The following is an 18,732-nucleotide window of genomic DNA, read 5'->3' as shown; positions in this document are numbered from 1 at the left end:
CTCGGCCGCCGCCGAGGGCGGACGGAGGCTGCGGCGCCCGGCCGGCGCGCTAGGCTGCGAGCGCCAGTCGCCCCAGCGTGCCGCACGGCACCCGCAGGAACGGAGCCGCCCATGGACACCGCCACGACCCCGGAGAGCGCGGAGCTCACCTACCGGGACGCGGCCGAGGGCGACGTGCCGGAGCTGGTCCGGCTGATCGAGTCCGCCTACCGCGGCGACGCCAGCCGCGTCGGCTGGACCACCGAGGCGGACATCCTCCGGGGCCAGCGCACCGACCCCGAGGGCGTGCTCGCGGTGGTCACGGCGCCGGGGAGCAGGTTGCTGCTCGCGCAGCGGGACGGGGAGACCGTGGCCTGCTGCCAGCTGGAGCACCGCGGAGAGGCGGCCTACTTCGGGATGTTCGCCGTCCGCCCGGGGATCCAGGGCGGGGGCGTCGGCCGCCGGGTCCTCGCCGAGGCGGAGCGCAGGGCGGTGCGCGCGTGGGGCGTCCGCGAGATGCACATGACCGTGATCTCCGTGCGCGAGGAGCTCATCGCCTGGTACGAGCGGCGCGGCTACCGCCGCACGGGCGAGACGACCCCCTTCCCCTACGGCGACGAGCGCTTCGGCATCCCCCAGCGTGACGACCTGGTCTTCGAACTCCTCGTGAAGGACCTCGCGGCCGCCGAGTCCACCGCCGAGTCCGCCCCAGCCGTCTGACCCGCCCCGGGGCGGTGCACGCCCGGTGCCGCTCCCTGCCGCCGCGCCGGCCGGTTCAGGCGGTGAACCGGCCGGTACGGCGGATCCCGGGGTAGTCCGTGGTCACGCCGTCGAGTTCCAGCGCACGCGCCAGCCGCAGCTGCTCCGGTGTGTTGACCACCCAGCCGATCAGCCGCAGGCCGGCCCCCCGTGCCCGCTCCGCGGTCTCCAGCGTCAGGCGCCGGATGTCCAGGGCGAGCGCCGCGGCGCCCGCCGCCCGCGCCCGTTCGACCACGTCCGCCTCCCACCGGCTCGCGATGAGCACCGTGCGGACACCGGGGACGAGCGCCGCGATCTCCGCCACCGCCTCGTCGTGGAAGGAGGAGACCTCCACCCGCGGCACCAGGTCGCGGCGCTCCATCACCTCGGCGAGGGCCCGTGCGGCCGCCACGTCCTTGATCTCCGCCTGGATCGGCGAGCGGACGGCGTCGAGCACCTCCTCGAAGACGGGCACCCGCTCGCCCAGGCCGGCGTCGAGGCGCCGCAGCTCGGCGAGGGTCTTCCCGGCGACCGGACCGCTCCCGTCCGTCGTGCGGTCGACGTCGGCGTCGTGCATCACGGCGAGTGCGCCGTCCTTGCTGAGATGGAGGTCGAGTTCGATCGCGTCCATGCCGCACCGCTCCGCGCGGACGAAGGAGCGCAGGGTGTTCTCGGGCTCGACGCCCATCACCCCCCGGTGACCGATGGTGAGAAACGTCACGGCTCTCCCGCTTCCGTCGACGGCGGCCCCGCAGGGCGGACCACCCGCCCGGCCGCCCGGAGTCAGCCTAGCGGCGTGGTGACGCGGTGTACCCGCCCGGGTGCAGGGTGTCCGATACCCGCCCCCGGGTCCGCCCGCGGCAAGCGCCGGGCCCGCCGCGGGCGGACCCCGGCCCGGAGTGGAGGCGGGCGTCTACCCGGGTCTCCAGGAACCATGCGTCACGCCATGGCTTCGCCGGAAAAAATGCGGCGAGCGAGCGGCTGTGCAGGAGAATTTCCCAGGTGGCCACTTGTCCGGAGGAACTGCCCCCGGTTACCGTGGCGGGACGCGAGGTTCTCCCGTGAAGGACGTGACATGACGGAAATTCTTGTGCAGGACGCTGCCGACGGCGCCATATCCCGCGACGGGCGGGTGATCGACCACCCGAGCTGGCCGGTGCTCAAGAATGCCGTCGAGGAGATCCGCCCCTGGCAGTCCGCGGACGGGTCGATCGACTTCGACGCCGAGGGCGCACCCGGGCGCGCGGCCGCCGAGGCCGCCGTCGAGCGCGTCGTCGCGGCGGTGGAGGAGCTCTCCCCGCTGCTCCCGCACGACGACGCCTACCACCGCGCCCTCGTGGCCGACCTGCGTGCCTGGGCCGAGGGCGGCTTCGCCGTCCCCGACTTCCTCGACTCGCTGCTCGCCTTCCAGCCGGCCGCGGCCCGCGAGGACGGCCTCCAGCACCTCGTGGTCTTCCCCATGTACACCCAGAACGGCAACCCCGACCGCAACCTGGAAGCCGTCGTGCTCCGGATGGTCTGGCCGGACTGGCTGGCGGAGCTGGAGCGCACCCGCTACGACAACCCGCTCTTCTGCGGCATCACCTTCGAGGACTTCACGGCCGGGTACGACACCAACTCCGCCGTCCTCTTCCCGGAGACCATCGCCGTGCGCGAGGCGCCCGAGCGCTTCACCTGGGGCGGCATCTTCTGCGACCGCGAGGCCGCCCGCTTCCGTGCCGTGACCTCGGAGGCCGTGCGCGTCCTCGGGCTGGAGCTGCCCGAGGACATCCGCGAGATGATCGGCGACCAGGAGCGCTGCGAGAAGGCGTTCGTCCTGTGGGACATGGTCCACGACCGCACCCACAGCCACGGCGACCTCCCCTTCGACCCCTTCATGATCAAGCAGCGCCAGCCCTTCTGGATGTACGGGCTGGAGGAGCTGCGCTGCGACCTGACCGCCTTCAAGGAGGCCGTCGCGCTGGAGGCCGAGGGCAACGAGCACGGCCGCGACGTGCAGTACGCCGTGCTCTTCGACCGGATGTTCCGCTTCCCGGTCTCCGGCGACCGCGTCCGCAACTACGACGGGCTCGGCGGCCAGCTGCTCTTCGCCTACCTCCACAAGCACGACGTGGTGCGCTGGACCGACAACACCCTCAAGATCGACTGGGAACGCGCGCCGCAGGTCACCAACCAGCTCTGCGCCGAGATCGAGACCCTCTACCGCGAGGGCATCGACCGCCCCAAGCTGGTGCACTGGTTCGCCGCCTACGAGCTGGTCTCCACCTACCTCGCCCCGCACCCCGGCTCCCGCTGGGCCAAGGGCCCCGACGCCCTGGACCTGAGCCTGCCTCCCCGCAAGCTGGTCGACGACGTGCTCGCGGACGAGTTTCCCCTGAGCATGTTCTATGAGGCGCTCTCCAAGAAGCTGAAGCACGTGATCGCCTCCACCAAGGGGATCACCGCCGCCTCCGCCGCCGCGGGCGTCGGGACGGCCGGCATCGGGCAGGCTTCCGGAGCTGCCGCGTGACGTCGACGACGCAGGAGGCGACCAGCATGGACACGAACGGCAACGGGGCACTCGAGGGTGCCGTGATCGCCGTGGCGGGAGCCGCGGGCCCCGCAGGCCGGGCCACGCTGCTGCGCCTGGCCGAGGCGGGGGCCACCGTGGTGGCCTCCGACGCGGACGCCGAGCGCCTGGCCGAGGCCGTGGACGCGGCCCGCTACGCACACGGAGGCGCCACCGTCACCGGTGACACCGTCGACCTGCTCGACCTCGGGGCGACCCGCGAGTGGGCCGCACGCACCGAGAAGGAGTTCGGGCGCGTCGACGGCCTGGTGCACCTGGTCGGCGGCTGGCGCGGCAGCAAGGGGTTCACCGAGACGGACCCCGCGGACTGGACCCTGCTGGAGAAGCTGCTCATCCGCACCGTGCAGAACACCTCCCTCGCCTTCCACGACGGCCTCGCCCGCAGCGACCGCGGGCGCTACCTGCTCATCAGCGCGGCGGGTGCCAGCAAGCCCACCGCGGGCAACGCGGCCTACTCCGCCGCCAAGGCGGCCGCCGAGGCGTGGACACTGGCCGTGGCCGACTCCTTCCGCAAGGCGGGGGGCGAGCAGGGGCCCGTGGCGGCGGCTGCGATCCTGGTGGTCAAGGCACTGGTCCACGACGCCATGCGCGCGGAGCGGCCCAGTGCGAAGTTCGCGGGCTTCACCGACGTGAAGGAACTGGCCGACGCCATCGCCGGAGTCTGGGACCGGCCCGCCGAGGAAGTGAACGGACAGCGCCTGTGGCTGACCCCCGCCCCGTGAAGACCGACGCCCGGCGTCACCACGACCCGGCCGTACGCGGCTTCGCCAGCGACAACTACGCCGGAGTCCACCCCGAGGTCCTGGCGGCCCTCGCGGTCGCCAACGAGGGGCACCAGGTCGCCTACGGCGAGGACGAGTACACCGAGCACCTCCAGCGGCTCATGCACAGCCACTTCGGCTCCTCCGCGCAGGTGTTCCCCGTCTTCAACGGCACCGGCGCCAACGTGACGGCCCTCCAGGCGCTCACCGACCGCTGGGGTGCCGTGGTCTGCGCCGAGTCCGCGCACATCAACGTGGACGAGGGCGGAGCGCCGGAGCGCATGGGCGGCCTGAAGCTGCTCACCGTGCCGACGCCCGACGGCAAGCTCACCCCCGAGCTCGTCGACCGCCAGGCGTGGGGCTGGGAGGACGAGCACCGGGCCATGCCCCAGGTGGTCTCGCTCACCCAGAACACCGAACTGGGCACCGTCTACACGGTGGACGAGGTCCGCGCCCTGGTCGAGCACGCCCACGGACTCGGCATGAAGGTGCACCTCGACGGCGCCCGCATAGCCAACGCGGCCGCCTCGCTGGACGTGCCCATGCGGGCCTTCACCAACGCGGCCGGTGTGGACGTGCTCACCCTCGGCGGCACCAAGAACGGCATGCTGTTCGGCGAGGCCGTCGTGGTGCTGAACCCGGACGCGGTCAGCCACATGAAGCACGTGCGCAAGATGTCCATGCAGCTCGCCTCCAAGATGCGCTTCCTGTCGGTGCAGTTCGAGGCGCTGCTCGCCAAGGACCTCTGGCTGCGCAACGCGCGCCACGCCAACGCCATGGCGCAGCGGCTGGCCGAGGGCGTGCGCGGGGTGGACGGTGTGGAGATCCTCTACCCCGTGCAGGCCAACGCGGTCTTCGCGCGCCTTCCCCAGGAGGTGACCCGCCGCCTGCAGAAGCGCTTCCGCTTCTACTTCTGGGACGAGGCCGCCGGGGACGTGCGCTGGATGTGCTCCTTCGACACCAGCGAGGGCGACGTGGACGCCTTCGTCCAGGCCCTCAAGGAGGAGTCGGCCGCCTGACGGCCGCGCGGCGGTCCCGCGTACGCCGCACCGTACGGACCGTGCGCCCGGCGGGATGTCCGCAGACGTCCCGCCGGGCGCACGTGCGTGCGGGGGAGCGCGTCCGGTGCGTCCGCCGGGCCCGTGCGCGCCCGCCGAGGGCGGTGCGGCGGGCCGGGTGCCGAGGACGGACCCCCGGTCCTCCCGTGTGTCCGCCGGGCCCGCCTCCCCGCGGCCCTTCGTGCCGCCCCGGGGCGGGCCACCGGAGGCGGGCCGGCCGCCGTCCGGTGCCGGGGCCCGACGGGTCGCGATAGTCCAACAGGTTGCACTGGATGGTGCTCTGTATGGCACTATGAGGGTGCGGTCCGCGGGCTTGCCCGTTGCACCCGGCCGCCCGGCCCCGGGGTGCGTCCCGCCCGGTGGGCCGCCCTCCTACGACCGAACGGCCTGCCATGCCCCTCTCGCTCACCGTCGCCGACGAGGTGCGGGCGCTCGCGCCCGGCTTCCTGTACGTGGCCGTCGAGGCCCGCGACCTCGACGGCACCCTCGGGGGCGGCGACGCGACCGCCGCCCTCCTCGACGACGCCGCACGGAGGCTCGCCGACCGCCTCGGCGGCCGCCCGCCCCACGAGGACCCGCACATGGCCGCATGGCGCCGGGCGTACACCGCGTTCGGTGCCAAGCCCTCCCGGACCCGCAACTCCGCCGAGGCGCTCGCCCGGCGCGCGCTCGCGGACGGCGGGCTCCCGCGGATCAACCCGCTGGTGGACCTCTACAACGCCGTCAGCGTCGCCCACCTGGTCCCGCTGGGCGGCGAGGACGCCGACCGCATCGAGGGCGGCATGCGCCTGGTCCGCGCACGCGGGGACGAGCCCTTCGCCACCACCGCGGGGGGCGAGCCCGTCGAGGAGCGGCCCGAGTCCGGCGAGGTCGTCTGGTGCGACGACCGGGGTGTGACCTGCCGGCGCTGGAACTGGCGCCAGGGCGTGCGCACCCGTCTCACCGCGGAGTCGGGGAACGCGCTCTTCCTGCTGGAGGGGATGTCCCCGGTCGAGGGGGCGGCGCTGCACGCCGCCGCCGAGGAACTCGCCGGGCACCTGGAGCGCCTCAGCCCGGGAGCCCGGATCACCCTCGCGGGCCCGGCCTCCTGAGGTGCCGTCCCGCCCGGCGGGCGGGACGGGCGGTGCGGCGCGGAGCCTGAGCTCCGCCGCACCGCCCGCGGCGTCCTCAGCGGCTCTCGCGCACCTCGGCCGGGGTGGGCGCGGTGCCGCCGAGATGAGCGGGGATCCACCAGGTGTCGGTGGCGTCCTTCGTGCGGACGGGGTAGGCGCGCTGCGCGGCTTCCAGCAGCTCCTGCACCCGCTCGCGCAGCCGGCGCGTGATCGCCCCCGCGTACTGGTCCGCCGGGGCCTCCACCGGCTCGCCGACGCGGATGGTCACCGGGATGTGGGAGCGCTTGAAGTTCCGCGGGCGTCCCTTGGTCCACAGGCGCTGGGTCCCCCACAGGGCCATGGGGATCAGCGGCACGCCCGCCTCCTGGGCCAGGCGGGCGGCGCCCGACTTGAAGGACTTCAGGGTGAAGGACTGCGAGATCGTCGCCTCGGGGAAGACGCCCACGATCTCCCCCGCGCGCAGCGCGTCGAGGGCGTGCCGGTACGCGGCCTCGCCCTGCTTGCGGTCCACCGGGATGTGCTTCATGCCGCGCATCAGCGGCCCCGACACCTTGTGGCGGAAGACCGAGTCCTTCGCCATGAAGCGGACCAGGCGCTTCTGCGGCAGCGCGGCGAGGCCGGTGAAGATGAAGTCCAGGTAGCTGATGTGGTTGCTCACCAGGACGGCGCCCCCGGTGCGGGGGATGTGCTCGGAACCCTGAGTGTCGATCTTCAGGTCGAGCGCCTTGAACATCGTGAGGGCGGCGCCGACGACCGGCCGATAGACGAGCTCTGCCATCTGGGGAGGACCCTTTCGTCGTACCCGGGGAGGGGTCTCCCGGTGGAAGTTACGCGGCCGTAGGTTTTGGCCGTCTGGCCGATCGTGCCCCATGAGCGGGCCCCAGACCAGCCCCCGGGGCACGGCCCGGCGAGATTCTCGTCACGTTCCGCCGCCGGGGGATCACGCTGCCGGGAATCCCGACCCGCCCGCTCGTGGTTGACGGGGGTGCCCTGACACGACAGGAAGAGGATCGCACGGTGGCCGACCAGGAAGGCAGCGGGCCCCGGCCCGCGCACGGGACCGGGGGCGGCGGGCTCCCGCACGGCGCCTCCGGCGTGCACGGCGCACGGGGGGAGCGCGCCCCCGGAGCACCGGTGGGCCCGCTCGGTGAGGCGGAACTCGGGGCCCCGCTGGGTGCGCGCGCCACCCTCGTGCAGTTCTCCACGGCGTTCTGCCAGCCGTGCCGTGCCACCCGCCGCACCCTGGCCTCGGTCGCGGCCATGGTCGACGGCGTGGCGCACGTCGAGATCGACGCCGAGTCGCGGCTGCACCTGGTGCGGCGCCTCGGGATCGAGCGCACGCCGACGGTCCTCGTGCTGGACGCCCGGGGACGCGTCGCCGCCCGGGCCGCCGGTGCCCCGCGCACCGCGGACGTCGTCGCCGCGCTCGGGCGGATCCTGTGACGCGCCGTGAGGTGGGTCCCATTGCCCGATGCGCGCTTGACTGCACACCGCAATCATCGTCAGGCTGATCCCCGTGCACCAGGAAATCCTTCTCCACGGCCGGGTTCATGTCGACCTCCGCCGTGTCGCGAGCGCGCTCTGTCAGGCTGCCGCCGCTGCCGCCTAGTTCGCCTCCACCGCAGAAGGACACCTCCATGACCGCGTCGGCCGACCTCCGTTCCGTCCCGCGCACCGCACCCGCCGCCGTCACGCCCCAGCGCTCCGCCGGCGGCGCCCCCGCACCCGGCGGGGCGGACCTGCTCCGCTCCGTCTTCCGCCGCCACGCGGCCGGGGTCGCGGTGATCACGGCGCGCGGGGAGCGCCCCGTCGGGTTCACCGCCACCTCGCTGACCTCCGTCTCCGCCGAGCCCCCGATGATCTCCTTCGGCGTCGGCACCGGCTCCTCCAGCTGGCCGGTCCTGGCCGAGGCCGAGCACGTGGGGGTGCACCTCCTCGCCGAGGGCCAGCAGGAACTCGCCGCCACCTTCGCCCGCAGCGGGGCCGACCGCTTCGCCCCGCCCACCCGCTGGCGCAGGGGGCCGCAGGGGGTGCCGCTCCTGGAGGGGGTCATGGGCTTCCTCGTCTGCCGGATCACGGCGCGGGTCCCGGCCGGGGACCACCGTGTCGTGCTGGCCGAGGTGCTCGCCGGGGACGTGGGGCACGGCGGGCTGCGCCCCCTGGTCTACCACCAGGGCCGCTTCACCGCCCTGCGGGACTGACCAGGTGTTCCGTTGTCGAGATCACAGCCCAAAGCGCTTGCTTAGCGGTAACGGAACGGGTGTACTGGCGAGTAATATTTCGATCGGAGCGCAGGCCCGCCCCGACCGGGATCCGCCCCTTCGGACGCCTATGCTGCGTTCACAAGGCATTCCAGTAGAGACGATGCAGTAGGAGAGCCGGCGTGAGCCTGAGGATCGTTGTCTGTGTGAAGTACGTGCCCGACGCCACCGGCGACCGGCACTTCGCCGATGACCTGACCGTCGACCGCGACGACGTCGACGGCCTGCTGTCGGAGCTGGACGAGTACGCGGTCGAGCAGGCGCTCCAGATCGCCGAGGACGCGGACGACGCCGAGGTCACCGTGCTCACCGTCGGCCCCGAGGACGCCAAGGACGCCCTGCGCAAGGCGCTGTCCATGGGCGCCGACAAGGCCGTCCACGTCGAGGACGACGACCTGCACGGCACCGACGCGCTCGGTACCTCGCTGGTCCTGGCCAAGGCGATCGAGAAGACCGGCTACGACCTGGTCATCGCCGGTATGGCCTCCACCGACGGCACCATGGGCGTGCTGCCCGCCCTGCTCGCCGAGCGCCTGGGCGTCCCGCAGGTCACGCTGCTGTCCGAGGTCGCGGTCGAGGACGGCAAGGTGACCGGGCGCCGCGACGGCGACACGGCCAGCGAGCAGCTGGAGGCGTCGCTGCCGGCCGTCGTGTCCGTGACGGACCAGTCGGGCGAGGCCCGCTACCCGTCCTTCAAGGGCATCATGGCCGCCAAGAAGAAGCCGGTCGAGTCCCTGGACCTGTCCGATCTGGACATCGAGGCCGAGGAGGTCGGCCTCGGCGGCGCCTGGACCGCGGTCGACTCGGCCACCGAGCGTCCGGCCCGCACCGCCGGCACGATCGTCAAGGACGAGGGTGAGGGCGGCAGGCAGCTCGCCGAGTTCCTCGCGAGCCAGAAGTTCATCTGAGGCTTCGGCCACCCACCGCCCCCTTCAACCTCGCAAGCAGGAGAGAAGAAGTCCCATGGCTGAAGTTCTCGTCTACGTCGACCACGTGGACGGCGCCGTTCGCAAGCCCACCCTGGAGCTGCTGACGCTGGCCCGCCGTATCGGCGAGCCGGTCGCCGTCGCCCTGGGTGCCGGTGCCGCCGACACCGCCGCCCAGCTCGCCGAGCACGGTGCGGTCAGGGTGCTGACCGCCGACGCCCCGGAGTTCGCCGAGTACCTCGTCGTCCCGAAGGTGGACGCGCTCCAGGCCGCCCACGAGGCCGTCTCCCCGGCTGCCGTGCTGGTCCCCTCCTCCGCCGAGGGCAAGGAGATCGCCGCCCGTCTCGCGGTCCGCATCGGTTCCGGCATCATCACCGACGCCGTGGACCTGGAGGCCGGTGACGAGGGCCCGGTCGCCACCCAGTCCGTCTTCGCCGCGTCCTTCACCACCAAGTCGCGCGTGAGCAAGGGCACTCCGGTCATCACGGTGAAGCCCAACTCGGCCGCCGTCGAGGCGGCTCCCGCCGCCGGCGCCGTGGAGGCGCTGTCCGTGTCCTTCTCCGAGAAGGCCACCGGCACCCGGATCGTCTCCCGCACCCCCCGTGAGTCCACGGGCCGCCCGGAGCTGACCGAGGCCGCGATCGTGGTCTCCGGCGGCCGCGGTGTCAACGGCGCCGAGAACTTCGCGGTCATCGAGGCGCTGGCCGACTCCCTCGGTGCCGCCGTCGGTGCCTCCCGCGCGGCCGTCGACGCCGGCTGGTACCCGCACACCAACCAGGTCGGCCAGACCGGCAAGTCCGTGTCGCCGCAGCTGTACATCGCGTCCGGCATCTCCGGTGCCATCCAGCACCGCGCCGGCATGCAGACCTCGAAGACCATCGTCGCCATCAACAAGGACGCCGAGGCCCCGATCTTCGAGCTGGTCGACTACGGCGTGGTCGGCGACCTGTTCGACGTCGTCCCGCAGCTGACCGAGGAGGTCAAGACCCGCAAGGGCTGACCGGCACCCTCCCGCGCAGGGGCCGCACGGTGGACCTCCACCGTGCGGCCCCTGCGGGTTGCGGGACACCATTGACGCAGGTCGCGGCCGCGGACTACCTTCATTCAACAGATTGTTGTAGTGGAAGTCGGATTCCGGTCAGCGGAAAGTGGCCCCTGCGGAGGTCACGGATGTGCGGAGGGTGCGGGAATGGGTCAGCAGGAGACGGTGGCGACGAGTCTCGCCGGTGCGGTCGTCGAGGGCGTCGGCGCCTCCCTCGCGGCGGTGGACGCGGAACTCGCACGCCGCTACCCCGGGGACCCCGGTACCCGTCAGCCCGTCCACACCGTCTACGTCCCGGCGGAGGCGTTCGCCGCCGACACCGTCCGCACCTGGGGGGAGTCGGCACTCGCCGCCCTCGACGAGCACGCCCCCGACGCCGCCGCCTTCGCCCGCGTCCTGGGCCTGCCCGGCCATCTCGCCGAGCCCGTCCACGCGCGGGTCCGCGCCAAGCTCGAACGCGAGCCCGTCGAGGACCTGCGCATCGACTTCGAGGACGGCTACGGAGGCACGGACGAGGACCGCGACGCCGCCCGCGCGGCCCGCCTGCTGGCGAGGGCGTGGGCGGACGGCACCGCCCCGCCCTACACGGGCATCCGCATGAAGTGCATGGAGGCCGCGGTCCGGGAGCGGGGCATCCGCACCCTCGACGTCTTCCTCACCGGCCTCATGGACGCGGGCGGCCTTCCCGGCGGACTGGTCCTCACCCTGCCCAAGGTCACCTACACCGAGCAGGTCTCCGCGATGGTGCGGCTCGTCGAGGAGTTCGAGAAGGCCCGCGGCCTGCCCGCCGGGCGGATCGGGTTCGAGATCCAGATCGAGACCAGCCAGGCGATCCTCGGCCCCGACGGCACCGCCACGGTCGCCCGCATGATCGACGCGGCCGCGGGCCGGGCCACCGGACTCCACTACGGCACCTTCGACTACAGCGCCTGCCTCGGCGTCAGCGCCGCCCACCAGGCCGGCGACCACCCCGCCGCCGACCACGCCAAGGCCGTGATGCAGGTCGCCGCCGCGGGTACCGGGGTGCGCGTGAGCGACGGCTCCACCAACGTGCTGCCGGTGGGCCCCACCGAGCGGGTGCACGAGGCCTGGCGGCTGCACTACGGGCTCACCCGCCGCGCCCTGGCCCGCGCCTACTACCAGGGCTGGGACATGCACCCCGGGCACCTGCCCACGCGCTACGCCGCCGTCTTCGCCTTCTACCGCGAGGGCTTCGAGCAGGCCGCCGCACGGCTGTCGGCGTACGCGGGGCGCGCGGGCGGTGACGTGATGGACGAACCTGCCACCGCCAAGGCCCTCAGCTCCTACCTGCTGCGCGGCCTCGACTGCGGTGCGCTGGACGCCCCGGAGGTCGCCCGGGCCACCGGGCTCACCCGGGCCGAGCTGGAGGCCTTCGCGGCCCCGCGCCGCGGCGATCTCACCGCCACGTCCCGCTGAGGCCGGGGGCCGCGCGGAGGCCGACGCCTTTCCTCGGCTCGGCCACCCGCCCGGTTCACCAGGCCCCTCTGCGCTCCGGCTCCGCCCCCGCAGGCGCTCGTCGCCGTCACCCGCGGCTGCCGGGCCCCGGGACACGCACTGCCCCGCCCCGCGCCGACCGGAGGCCGGCTCCGTGCCGTCCGCAAGGGTATTCGCCGTCGCCCCGCCGGTTCTGGCGCTTCTCGCCCCGTCCGGCTCCCCGTCCCGGGTCTGCACCGGCACGACGGCGGAGCGCGGCAAGGCCGGTGTCAGGGTGCGGGTCGTGGACGCGTACGGGCAGCCTCTCCGCGTCACGGCCACGGTCGTCGACTGGCGCTTTCGAGCCCCACCCGCAGGTGCCCGCCGAAGGCGACCGGGTCCACGTCCGCTTCCGTTTCGACGGCGCCGGCGCATGCTCCTCCGACCCCGCGGTGGATGCCTGCGCGGTGGACGGCAGGCGTGTGGCGCCGGGGTGCCGGACGGCTTCCTCGTCCGAGGCGTTCGGGCCGGCCGGCTATCCCCTCACCGGCGACCCCTTCGCCGTTGCCCCCCCCGAGCGGGTTGCCGGAGTGCCGCTGATCCGCCGTGACCGGAGCCGGCTCCCCGTGCCCCGGCGGCTCCCTCAGCCGGAGGGAGCCAGCTCCCCGGAACCGCGCGGGATCAGCCGCGTTTCGAGCGTCACGCGAGCCGGGGCCTCCTTGACCCCGTCCAGGCGGCGGAACAGCCGCTCCGCCGCCGTGCGCCCCAGCGCCGCCGCGTCCTGGGCGATCACCGTGATGCCGAGCAGGTCCGCCAGCTCGATGTCGTCGAAGCCCACGAGCGCCACCGGGCGGTCGTGCGCGGCGAGATGCCGGACCACGGTGACCGTCACCCGGTTGTTGCCCGCGAAGACCGCGGTCACCGGCTCGGCCGCGTCCAGCATCGCGCCGAGCGCCCCGCGGACCCGCTCCGGTGCCGTCGAGCCGAGCGATACCCAGGAGTCGTCGATCCGCGCTCCGGCGTCCTCCATCGCCGCACGGTAGCCGCGCAGGCGCTCGGCGGCCGTGTGGATCCGCGGCTGGTCGCCGATGAAGGCGATGCGGCGGTGGCCGTGGGCGAGGAGGTGCGCGGTGCCCGCGCGGGCACCGCCGAAGCTGTCGGAGAGGACCGCGTCCGCCTCGATGCGCCCGGCGGGGCGGTCGACGAAGACCGTGGCCACACCGGCCCGGATCTCCGGCTCCAGATACCGGTGGTCGTCGCCGGCGGGGATCACGATCAGCCCGTCGACCCGCCGCGCGCACAGGGCCAGGGCCAACTCCTGCTCGCGGCCCGGGTCCTCCGCGCTGGAACCGTTGATCAGCAGCGCCCCGTTGGCCCGGGCGACCTCCTCCACCGCGCGGCTGAGCGGTCCGTAGAACGGGTCGGCCAGGTCCTCCAGCACCAGCCCGACGGAGGCCGTGCGGCCCTTCCTGAGCACCCGCGCGCTGTCGTTCCGGCGGAACCCGAGCGACTCGATCGCCTCCTGGACCCGGCGTTCGGTGTCCGGGGTGACGCCCGGCTCCCCGTTGACCACCCGTGAGACGGTCTTCAGCCCGACACCGGCGTGCGCCGCGACGTCCTTCATCGTCGGCCGGTTCCCGTACCGCGGTTCGGGGCCCCTGGGGCTGCCGGCTGGGAGCGGGCGGGTCGAATCGGCCACGATGCGCCTTCGGGTCGGGGGCGGGCGGACGGCTACCGATGGTATGGGAAGCTGGGACATCCGGCATAGTGCCTGGACAACGTTGTCATGGCGGGGGAGACTGGGCGCGGAGTTCCACGTCCGACAGCCTCCCGGGGGATCGCTCACCGATGCAGACCAGCCTCGTCGCCGCGCTCGACATCGGCGGCACCAAGATCGCCGGAGCGCTGGTGGACGGTGAGGGGGCGCTGCTGCTGCGCAGCCGGCGCCCGACGCCCGCGCAGGAGGGCGCCGACACCGTGATGGCGGCGGTCGCGGAGGTCCTGGCGGACCTCGCGGCCTCCCCGCTGTGGCCCGCCGTCACCGCGGTGGGCATCGGCAGCGCCGGGCCGGTGGACCGCTCGGCGGGCACGGTCAGCCCGGTCAACGTCCCGGCCTGGCGCGGCTTTCCGCTCGTCTCCCGGGTCTCGGAGGCGGCGGGCGGGCTTCCCGTGGAACTCGTCGGCGACGGAGTGGCCGTCACGGCCGCCGAGCACTGGCGCGGAGCCGCCCGCGGCCACCGGAACGCGCTCTGCATGGTCGTCTCCACCGGAGTCGGCGGCGGCCTGGTCCTGGACGGCCGTCTGCACACCGGTCCCACCGGAAACGCGGGTCACATCGGACACATCAGCGTCGACCTGGACGGCGACGCCTGCCCCTGCGGGGCACGCGGCTGCGTCGAACGGATCGCGAGCGGCCCCAACATCGCCCGGCGGGCCGCCGAGAACGGCTGGCGCCCGGGCCCGGGCTCGGACGCCTCGGCCGCCGCGGTGGCCGCCGCCGCCCGGGCGGGGGACCCCGCCGCGGTGGCCTCCTTCGAGCGTGCGGCCCAGGCGCTGGCCGCCGGGATCGCCGCCACGGCGACCCTGGTCGAGATCGACATCGCCGTCGTGGGCGGCGGCGTGGCCGGGGCGGGCGAGGTGCTGTTCACGCCGCTGAGGCGGGCGCTGCACCGCTACGCGACGCTCTCCTTCGTCCGCGGACTCACGGTGGCCCCGGCCCGGACCGGGACGGACGCCGGCCTCATCGGGGCCGCCTCCGCGGCCCTGACGGCGCCGCGGCCGCACCGGGCCCCGGTGTAGCGGGGCCCGCCCCGCTCCCGGCCGAGGCGGCGCCCCGCCCCGGCCGGCGGCGGCACCGGGCTGCCCCCTGCCGCCGGGCGCGCGGCCGTCCGGGCAGGGCGGCTGCGCGGCGCTGCCCGGACGGCCGCGGTGCGGTCAGGCGTCGCCGCCGGCCGGTGCCGCCCCACCGAGAGCGGCGAGCGTCAGCACGTCGCCGCCGACGCCCCAGCCACCGTCGGCGACCTCCTCGACCAGGACCAGGGTGGTGCTGCGGGCGCGTTCGCCGTAGATCTCGACGTACAGCTCGGTGGTGCGGGTGACGATCTCCTCCTTCTGCCGCGGGGTCAGGGTCTTCTCGGGGACCTTGAAGTTCGCGAAGGGCATGGCTGGTCCTTCCTCCGGCTCCGATGTGGAGGCTCCTGTGGTGGATGCAGGGCGGACCGCCGCCCTGCCGCGCCTCCACGATCGGCCGGTCCTCCGTCCGCGGCCAGGGCTGTGCCGACCCGGGGGGCGCCACCCCCTGGATGGGCCGCGGCGCGCGGGCGACCATGGGGTGGTGAACCTTCCCGAACTCGGTGCCTTCCTCAGGACACGCCGCGACCGGATCCGCCCCGCCGAGGCCGGCCTGCCCCAGGGCCCCCGCCGACGCGTCCCGGGACTCCGCCGCGAGGAGGTCGCCCAGCTGGCCGGACTGTCGGCCGACTACTACACGGAGCTGGAACGCGGCAGCGTGAAGAACGGCGTGCAGCCCTCGGCCCAGACCCTGGGCGCCCTCGCCCGGGCCCTGTGCCTGCACGGCGACGAGCGCGACCACCTGTTCCACCTCGCCGACCGGCCCGTCCCTCCGCCCGCGGACGGACCGTCGGCGCTCGTGCAGCCCGCGCTCCTCGGGCTCCTGGACCGGCTGTCCGGCACCCCCGCGCGCGTCATCACCGACCTGCACGCGACCCTGGCGGAGAACGACCTGGCCCGGGCCCTGCTCGGCGGCTCCCCGGCCGACCGCGGACCGGCGGGGAGCTTCGTGTACCGCTGGTTCACCGACCCGCGGGCCCGCGGGATCCACCCGACCGAGGACCACCCGCACCACTCCCGGGTCTTCGTGTCCGACCTCCAGGCAGCGGTCGCCCGGCGCGGCCGGGACGCGGAGGTGGCGACGATGGTCGCCGTGCTGCGGCGCCGCAGCCGGGAGTTCGCAACCCTCTGGGACGCGCATGAGGTGGCGGTGCGCCGCATGGACCACAAGAGGATCGTCCACCCGGTCCTCGGTGCCATCGCGCTCGACTGCCACAACCTTCTCAGCGAGGACGGACGCCAGCGCCTGCTGTGGTTCACCGCGCCGCCCGGAAGCCCGGGAGCCGAGCAGCTGGAACTCCTGTCGCGCCTGGGGGCCCGGGAGTAGGGCGCCACGCAGGGCAGGGCACCGGGAGACCGGCCCGCGCCGGGTCCGGCACCCCGGCCCGCGCCGTGGGGGAAGGCCGGGCCTCCCGAGCGGGCGGCGGCCCCCGCCCCGCCTCGGGAGGCTCCGCGGTCCGGGGCCCGGGGCGGCCCTGCCGGTCCCGGTGCCTTCCGTACGCACGGGACGGGCTCCGCGGCGGCGGGCCGACCGGGCGCGCTGCTGCGGACGTCCGACGTCCCCGCGCAGAACGCCCCCGGCGCACGGAGACGGCCGTGCGCCGGGGCGCCGGCCCGATCGCCGGCCACCCCGGGCGCGCGCACCGCGCGCCCGCCCGGGTGCGGAGTCCCGTGCGCCGTCCGGTACTTGCGCGGGCGGCGGTCCTTCGGTATCCGTGGTCCGCCCGTCCGCCCGTCCGCCCGTCCGCCCGTCCGCCCGTCCGCCCGTCCGCCCGACCCCGAGCAGAACGGAACACCCGATGCAGGCACCCCGCCCCGACCATGTCGCCCAGCTGCTGAGGAGACTGGACGAACAACTCACCGGCCCGCGGCCGGTCGACGACCTGCGGCGCTACTTCGGAATCGGCCTCCGCCCGGGGCAGGAGGCGTTCTGCGGATCCCGCTTCGAGCACCTCGGCGGCGGAGGGGAGGGCGCGGGCACCGCCGACACCGTCACCGCCACCGATCTGGTCGCGGTCGAGACGCTTTCGGTGAGGATCCCCGTCGAACTGAAACTCGGCCTGCTGGAAGGCCCGGTGGGGGAGCGGCTGTCGGCCCTGCTGCGGGAGGTGCCGAGCGGTGTCGACCTGGCGGACGCCCCTGCGGAGGCGGTGGCCGGCGGTTCGCCTGCCGCCCGGGCGTGGAGGCTGCTGACCGAGCAGCGGGGCGTGGGCTGGGTGACCGCCGGCAAGACGCTCGCCCGCAAGCGCCCCAGGCTCCTCCCGGTCTACGACACCGTGGTGCGTTGCGCCCTGGGCCGCCCTCCGGCGTTCTGGTCGACCCTCCGGGCGGCGCTGGGCCACGGCGGCGGTGCTCTCCACCACCGGCTCCTGGAGCTGCGGGAGGCGGCGGGGCTGCCGGACACGGTGAGCGCGCTGCGGGTCTGCGACGTGACCGTGTGGATGGGGCACCGCAGCGACGGGCACGCCTGCCCCCGCTGAGGCGGCGTCCCGGCGGGGGCGTTGGCGCGGCGGACCGCAGCGGGGTGCCGGGGCGGGGGCCGGACCGGACCGGCCGCGTGCTGCGGGAGCCAGCGCGCCGGCCGGTCTCACCAGGGGCGCTCCCCGGTCTGCTGCTGCGGGACGACGACGAGGAAGGCGTCGGAGTCCAGGTCCATCACCACCTCCGCCGCCAGGCCCTCGCTCCGGCGGTGCCGGGCGTACTCCTCTGCCTGCCGGCTTCCCCGCGGGTCACCCGCCGGGAACTTCTCCAACACCGTGCGGCGCATGGGCGCACCCCCTTGTCTCTCCCGCTCAACGACGCCGCGCCCCGGGTGTCACGGGAAGCGGCGGCGCGCGCCGCTCCCGGCCACACTCGGCCACGGTCCGGCCATCCGGTTCCGATGGCGGGTTTCCGTGGCAGGGTGGTGCGGGCAACCACTACGGGCCGGTACGGGCTAGTGATGAGGGGGACTCGTGATCGTCTGGATCAACGGTTCATTCGGAGCGGGCAAGACCAGCACCGCGCGCGAACTGATCGATCTGATCCCGAACAGCACGTTGTTCGACCCGGAACTCGTCGGTGGTGCCCTGCGGCACCTGCTGCCCGAGAAGCGGTGGGAGGAAGTCGCCGACGTCCAGGAGCTGCCCATCTGGCGCCGCCTGGTGGTCGACACGGCGGCCGCGCTGCTCGCCGAGCTGGGCGGCGTCCTCCTGGTCCCGATGACCCTGCTGAGGCAGGAGTACCGCGACGAGGTGTTCGGCGCGCTCGCCGCCCGCCGGATCACGGTGCGGCATGTGCTCCTGGCACCTGATGAAACGATCCTGCGTGCGCGGATCGCCGCACGCGACGTATCCGGCGCCCCCGACGGGGAGCAGCGGATCCGCCAGTGGTCCTACGACCACATCGAGCCCTACCGGGCGGCGCTGCCCTGGCTGACCGCCGACGCGCACGTCGTGGACAACGGCCGGATCTCGCCACGCCAGGCCGCGGAGCGCATCGCGCAGGCGGTCAGCACCGGGCGCGCCGCACCCTGCGACATCGTCCAGACGCCCGAACCCACCGCCGAGACCGTCGCGGCCGGGGTCCTGCTCTTCGACGAGGCGGGCCGCGTGCTGCTCGTGGACCCGACGTACAAGCCCGGTTGGGAGTTCCCCGGCGGCGTCGTGGAGCGCGGCGAGGCGCCCGCCCGCGCGGGGGTGCGCGAGGTGGCGGAGGAACTCGGCATCGAACTGCCCCGGCCCCCGCGCCTGCTGGTGCTCGACTGGGAAGCGCCGGTCCCGCCCCGCTTCGGCGGCCTGCGGCTCCTCTTCGACGGCGGACTGCTCCCGGCCCCGGAGGCCGCACGCGTCCGGCTCCCCGGGCCGGAACTGCGCGCCTGGCGCTTCGTCGGCGAGGACGAGGCCGCCGATCTCCTCCCGCCCGGGCGCTACGAGCGTCTGCGCTGGGCCCTGCGGGCCCGCGAGCAGGGCATCGTGTTCAACCTGGAGGCGGGTGTCCCGGTGGGCTGAGCCCCGCCCCGGC

At 74.5% G+C, this 18,732-nt stretch carries 20 protein-coding genes; 15 read left to right on the top strand and 5 right to left on the bottom strand.

Features of this window, described 5'->3' with window-relative positions; translation table 11 throughout:
* Positions 1-111 precede the first annotated feature (111 nt).
* Positions 112-699: a GNAT family N-acetyltransferase gene (locus tag NPS70_RS16160; RefSeq protein WP_256524964.1), complete on the top strand. Its 588-nt coding sequence runs from the start codon at positions 112-114 to the stop codon at positions 697-699.
* A 55-nt stretch (positions 700-754) separates the two neighbouring features.
* Here NPS70_RS16160 and NPS70_RS16155 read toward each other — a convergent pair whose 3' ends face one another.
* Complete coding sequence (locus NPS70_RS16155) at positions 755-1,438, bottom strand: glycerophosphodiester phosphodiesterase family protein (protein ID WP_256524963.1); 684 nt, start codon at positions 1,436-1,438, stop codon at positions 755-757.
* Positions 1,439-1,792: 354 nt separating this feature from the next.
* Here NPS70_RS16155 and NPS70_RS16150 point away from each other — a divergent pair, with 354 nt between their 5' ends.
* The 4 genes from NPS70_RS16150 (at position 1,793) to NPS70_RS16135 (ending at position 6,196) form a co-directional block, all read left to right on the top strand.
* Positions 1,793-3,226, top strand: coding sequence for a DUF6421 family protein (locus tag NPS70_RS16150; RefSeq protein WP_256524962.1), 1,434 nt, complete (start codon positions 1,793-1,795; stop codon positions 3,224-3,226).
* Between the two features lie 26 nt (positions 3,227-3,252).
* On the top strand, positions 3,253-4,008 hold the full coding sequence (locus tag NPS70_RS16145) for an SDR family NAD(P)-dependent oxidoreductase (protein ID WP_256525123.1): 756 nt from the start codon (positions 3,253-3,255) through the stop codon (positions 4,006-4,008).
* Positions 3,987-5,066 carry a low specificity L-threonine aldolase gene (locus NPS70_RS16140; RefSeq protein ID WP_256524961.1) on the top strand — a complete coding sequence of 360 codons (1,080 nt, stop codon included), beginning with the start codon at positions 3,987-3,989 and terminating at the stop codon, positions 5,064-5,066. Before NPS70_RS16145 ends, NPS70_RS16140 begins: the two co-directional genes overlap by 22 nt.
* Before the next feature lie 431 nt (positions 5,067-5,497).
* Positions 5,498-6,196: a B3/4 domain-containing protein gene (locus NPS70_RS16135; RefSeq protein WP_256524960.1), complete on the top strand. Its 699-nt coding sequence runs from the start codon at positions 5,498-5,500 to the stop codon at positions 6,194-6,196.
* A gap of 76 nt (positions 6,197-6,272) precedes the next feature.
* On the opposite strand, the gene NPS70_RS16130 is transcribed toward NPS70_RS16135, so the two are convergent.
* Positions 6,273-6,995 carry a 1-acyl-sn-glycerol-3-phosphate acyltransferase gene (locus NPS70_RS16130; RefSeq protein ID WP_256524959.1) on the bottom strand — a complete coding sequence of 241 codons (723 nt, stop codon included), beginning with the start codon at positions 6,993-6,995 and terminating at the stop codon, positions 6,273-6,275.
* A gap of 317 nt (positions 6,996-7,312) precedes the next feature.
* Between NPS70_RS16130 and NPS70_RS16125 the strand changes: the two genes are divergently transcribed.
* The 6 genes from NPS70_RS16125 (at position 7,313) to NPS70_RS16105 (ending at position 11,883) form a co-directional block, all read left to right on the top strand.
* Positions 7,313-7,660 (top strand): thioredoxin family protein, encoded by a 348-nt coding sequence (locus NPS70_RS16125; protein ID WP_374212016.1) that lies wholly within the window; start codon positions 7,313-7,315, stop codon positions 7,658-7,660.
* Between the two features lie 73 nt (positions 7,661-7,733).
* Complete coding sequence (locus NPS70_RS28895) at positions 7,734-7,826, top strand: putative leader peptide (protein ID WP_360647165.1); 93 nt, start codon at positions 7,734-7,736, stop codon at positions 7,824-7,826.
* A gap of 28 nt (positions 7,827-7,854) precedes the next feature.
* Complete coding sequence (locus NPS70_RS16120; protein WP_256524958.1) at positions 7,855-8,418, top strand: flavin reductase family protein; 564 nt, start codon at positions 7,855-7,857, stop codon at positions 8,416-8,418.
* Positions 8,419-8,600: 182 nt separating this feature from the next.
* A complete protein-coding gene (locus NPS70_RS16115; protein ID WP_256524957.1) occupies positions 8,601-9,386 on the top strand; it encodes an electron transfer flavoprotein subunit beta/FixA family protein in 786 nt (261 codons plus the stop codon).
* Positions 9,387-9,441: 55 nt separating this feature from the next.
* A complete protein-coding gene (locus NPS70_RS16110) occupies positions 9,442-10,404 on the top strand; it encodes an electron transfer flavoprotein subunit alpha/FixB family protein (protein ID WP_256524956.1) in 963 nt (320 codons plus the stop codon).
* A gap of 189 nt (positions 10,405-10,593) precedes the next feature.
* Positions 10,594-11,883 (top strand): aldolase/citrate lyase family protein, encoded by a 1,290-nt coding sequence (locus NPS70_RS16105; RefSeq protein ID WP_256524955.1) that lies wholly within the window; start codon positions 10,594-10,596, stop codon positions 11,881-11,883.
* Between the two features lie 640 nt (positions 11,884-12,523).
* On the opposite strand, the gene NPS70_RS16100 is transcribed toward NPS70_RS16105, so the two are convergent.
* Complete coding sequence (locus NPS70_RS16100; RefSeq protein WP_256524954.1) at positions 12,524-13,504, bottom strand: LacI family DNA-binding transcriptional regulator; 981 nt, start codon at positions 13,502-13,504, stop codon at positions 12,524-12,526.
* Between the two features lie 224 nt (positions 13,505-13,728).
* Between NPS70_RS16100 and NPS70_RS16095 the strand changes: the two genes are divergently transcribed.
* On the top strand, positions 13,729-14,679 hold the full coding sequence (locus NPS70_RS16095) for an ROK family protein (protein WP_256524953.1): 951 nt from the start codon (positions 13,729-13,731) through the stop codon (positions 14,677-14,679).
* Positions 14,680-14,814: 135 nt separating this feature from the next.
* Here the strand turns inward: NPS70_RS16095 and NPS70_RS16090 are convergent, their stop codons facing one another.
* Complete coding sequence (locus NPS70_RS16090; RefSeq protein WP_256524952.1) at positions 14,815-15,042, bottom strand: tautomerase family protein; 228 nt, start codon at positions 15,040-15,042, stop codon at positions 14,815-14,817.
* 172 nt (positions 15,043-15,214) lie between these two features.
* On the opposite strand from NPS70_RS16090, the gene NPS70_RS16085 reads away from it, so the two are divergent.
* Together NPS70_RS16085 and NPS70_RS16080 are read left to right on the top strand one after the other, a co-directional pair.
* Positions 15,215-16,057 (top strand): helix-turn-helix transcriptional regulator, encoded by an 843-nt coding sequence (locus tag NPS70_RS16085; RefSeq protein WP_256524951.1) that lies wholly within the window; start codon positions 15,215-15,217, stop codon positions 16,055-16,057.
* Between the two features lie 472 nt (positions 16,058-16,529).
* Positions 16,530-17,210: a DUF6308 family protein gene (locus NPS70_RS16080; RefSeq protein ID WP_256524950.1), complete on the top strand. Its 681-nt coding sequence runs from the start codon at positions 16,530-16,532 to the stop codon at positions 17,208-17,210.
* Between the two features lie 107 nt (positions 17,211-17,317).
* Here the strand turns inward: NPS70_RS16080 and NPS70_RS16075 are convergent, their stop codons facing one another.
* Positions 17,318-17,497, bottom strand: a complete 180-nt coding sequence (locus tag NPS70_RS16075; protein WP_256524949.1) for a hypothetical protein — start codon at positions 17,495-17,497, stop codon at positions 17,318-17,320.
* A gap of 187 nt (positions 17,498-17,684) precedes the next feature.
* Between NPS70_RS16075 and NPS70_RS16070 the strand changes: the two genes are divergently transcribed.
* Positions 17,685-18,719 (top strand): NUDIX domain-containing protein, encoded by a 1,035-nt coding sequence (locus NPS70_RS16070; RefSeq protein WP_256524948.1) that lies wholly within the window; start codon positions 17,685-17,687, stop codon positions 18,717-18,719.
* Positions 18,720-18,732 lie beyond the last annotated feature (13 nt).

The sequence above is a fragment of the Streptomyces sp. C10-9-1 genome (assembly GCF_024497955.1).
In the GTDB taxonomy this organism is placed as follows: Bacteria; Actinomycetota; Actinomycetes; order Streptomycetales; family Streptomycetaceae; genus Streptomyces; species Streptomyces sanyensis.
Note: the sequence above shows the minus strand (reverse complement) of the source record. Positions and strands in the feature narration are given on the sequence as shown.

What these genes read in the sequence shown, in the direction of transcription:
- NPS70_RS16160 (WP_256524964.1), top strand. Translation starts at nt 112, where the DNA reads ATGGACACCGCCACGACCCCGGAGAGCGCGGAGCTCACCTACCGGGAC.
- NPS70_RS16150 (WP_256524962.1), top strand. Translation starts at nt 1,793, where the DNA reads ATGACGGAAATTCTTGTGCAGGACGCTGCCGACGGCGCCATATCCCGC.
- NPS70_RS16145 (WP_256525123.1), top strand. Translation starts at nt 3,253, where the DNA reads ATGGACACGAACGGCAACGGGGCACTCGAGGGTGCCGTGATCGCCGTG.
- NPS70_RS16135 (WP_256524960.1), top strand. Translation starts at nt 5,498, where the DNA reads ATGCCCCTCTCGCTCACCGTCGCCGACGAGGTGCGGGCGCTCGCGCCC.
- NPS70_RS16130 (WP_256524959.1), bottom strand. Translation starts at nt 6,995, where the DNA reads ATGGCAGAGCTCGTCTATCGGCCGGTCGTCGGCGCCGCCCTCACGATG.
- NPS70_RS16120 (WP_256524958.1), top strand. Translation starts at nt 7,855, where the DNA reads ATGACCGCGTCGGCCGACCTCCGTTCCGTCCCGCGCACCGCACCCGCC.
- NPS70_RS16110 (WP_256524956.1), top strand. Translation starts at nt 9,442, where the DNA reads ATGGCTGAAGTTCTCGTCTACGTCGACCACGTGGACGGCGCCGTTCGC.
- NPS70_RS16105 (WP_256524955.1), top strand. Translation starts at nt 10,594, where the DNA reads ATGGGTCAGCAGGAGACGGTGGCGACGAGTCTCGCCGGTGCGGTCGTC.
- NPS70_RS16100 (WP_256524954.1), bottom strand. Translation starts at nt 13,504, where the DNA reads ATGAAGGACGTCGCGGCGCACGCCGGTGTCGGGCTGAAGACCGTCTCA.
- NPS70_RS16095 (WP_256524953.1), top strand. Translation starts at nt 13,729, where the DNA reads ATGCAGACCAGCCTCGTCGCCGCGCTCGACATCGGCGGCACCAAGATC.
- NPS70_RS16090 (WP_256524952.1), bottom strand. Translation starts at nt 15,042, where the DNA reads ATGCCCTTCGCGAACTTCAAGGTCCCCGAGAAGACCCTGACCCCGCGG.
- NPS70_RS16080 (WP_256524950.1), top strand. Translation starts at nt 16,530, where the DNA reads ATGCAGGCACCCCGCCCCGACCATGTCGCCCAGCTGCTGAGGAGACTG.
- NPS70_RS16075 (WP_256524949.1), bottom strand. Translation starts at nt 17,497, where the DNA reads ATGCGCCGCACGGTGTTGGAGAAGTTCCCGGCGGGTGACCCGCGGGGA.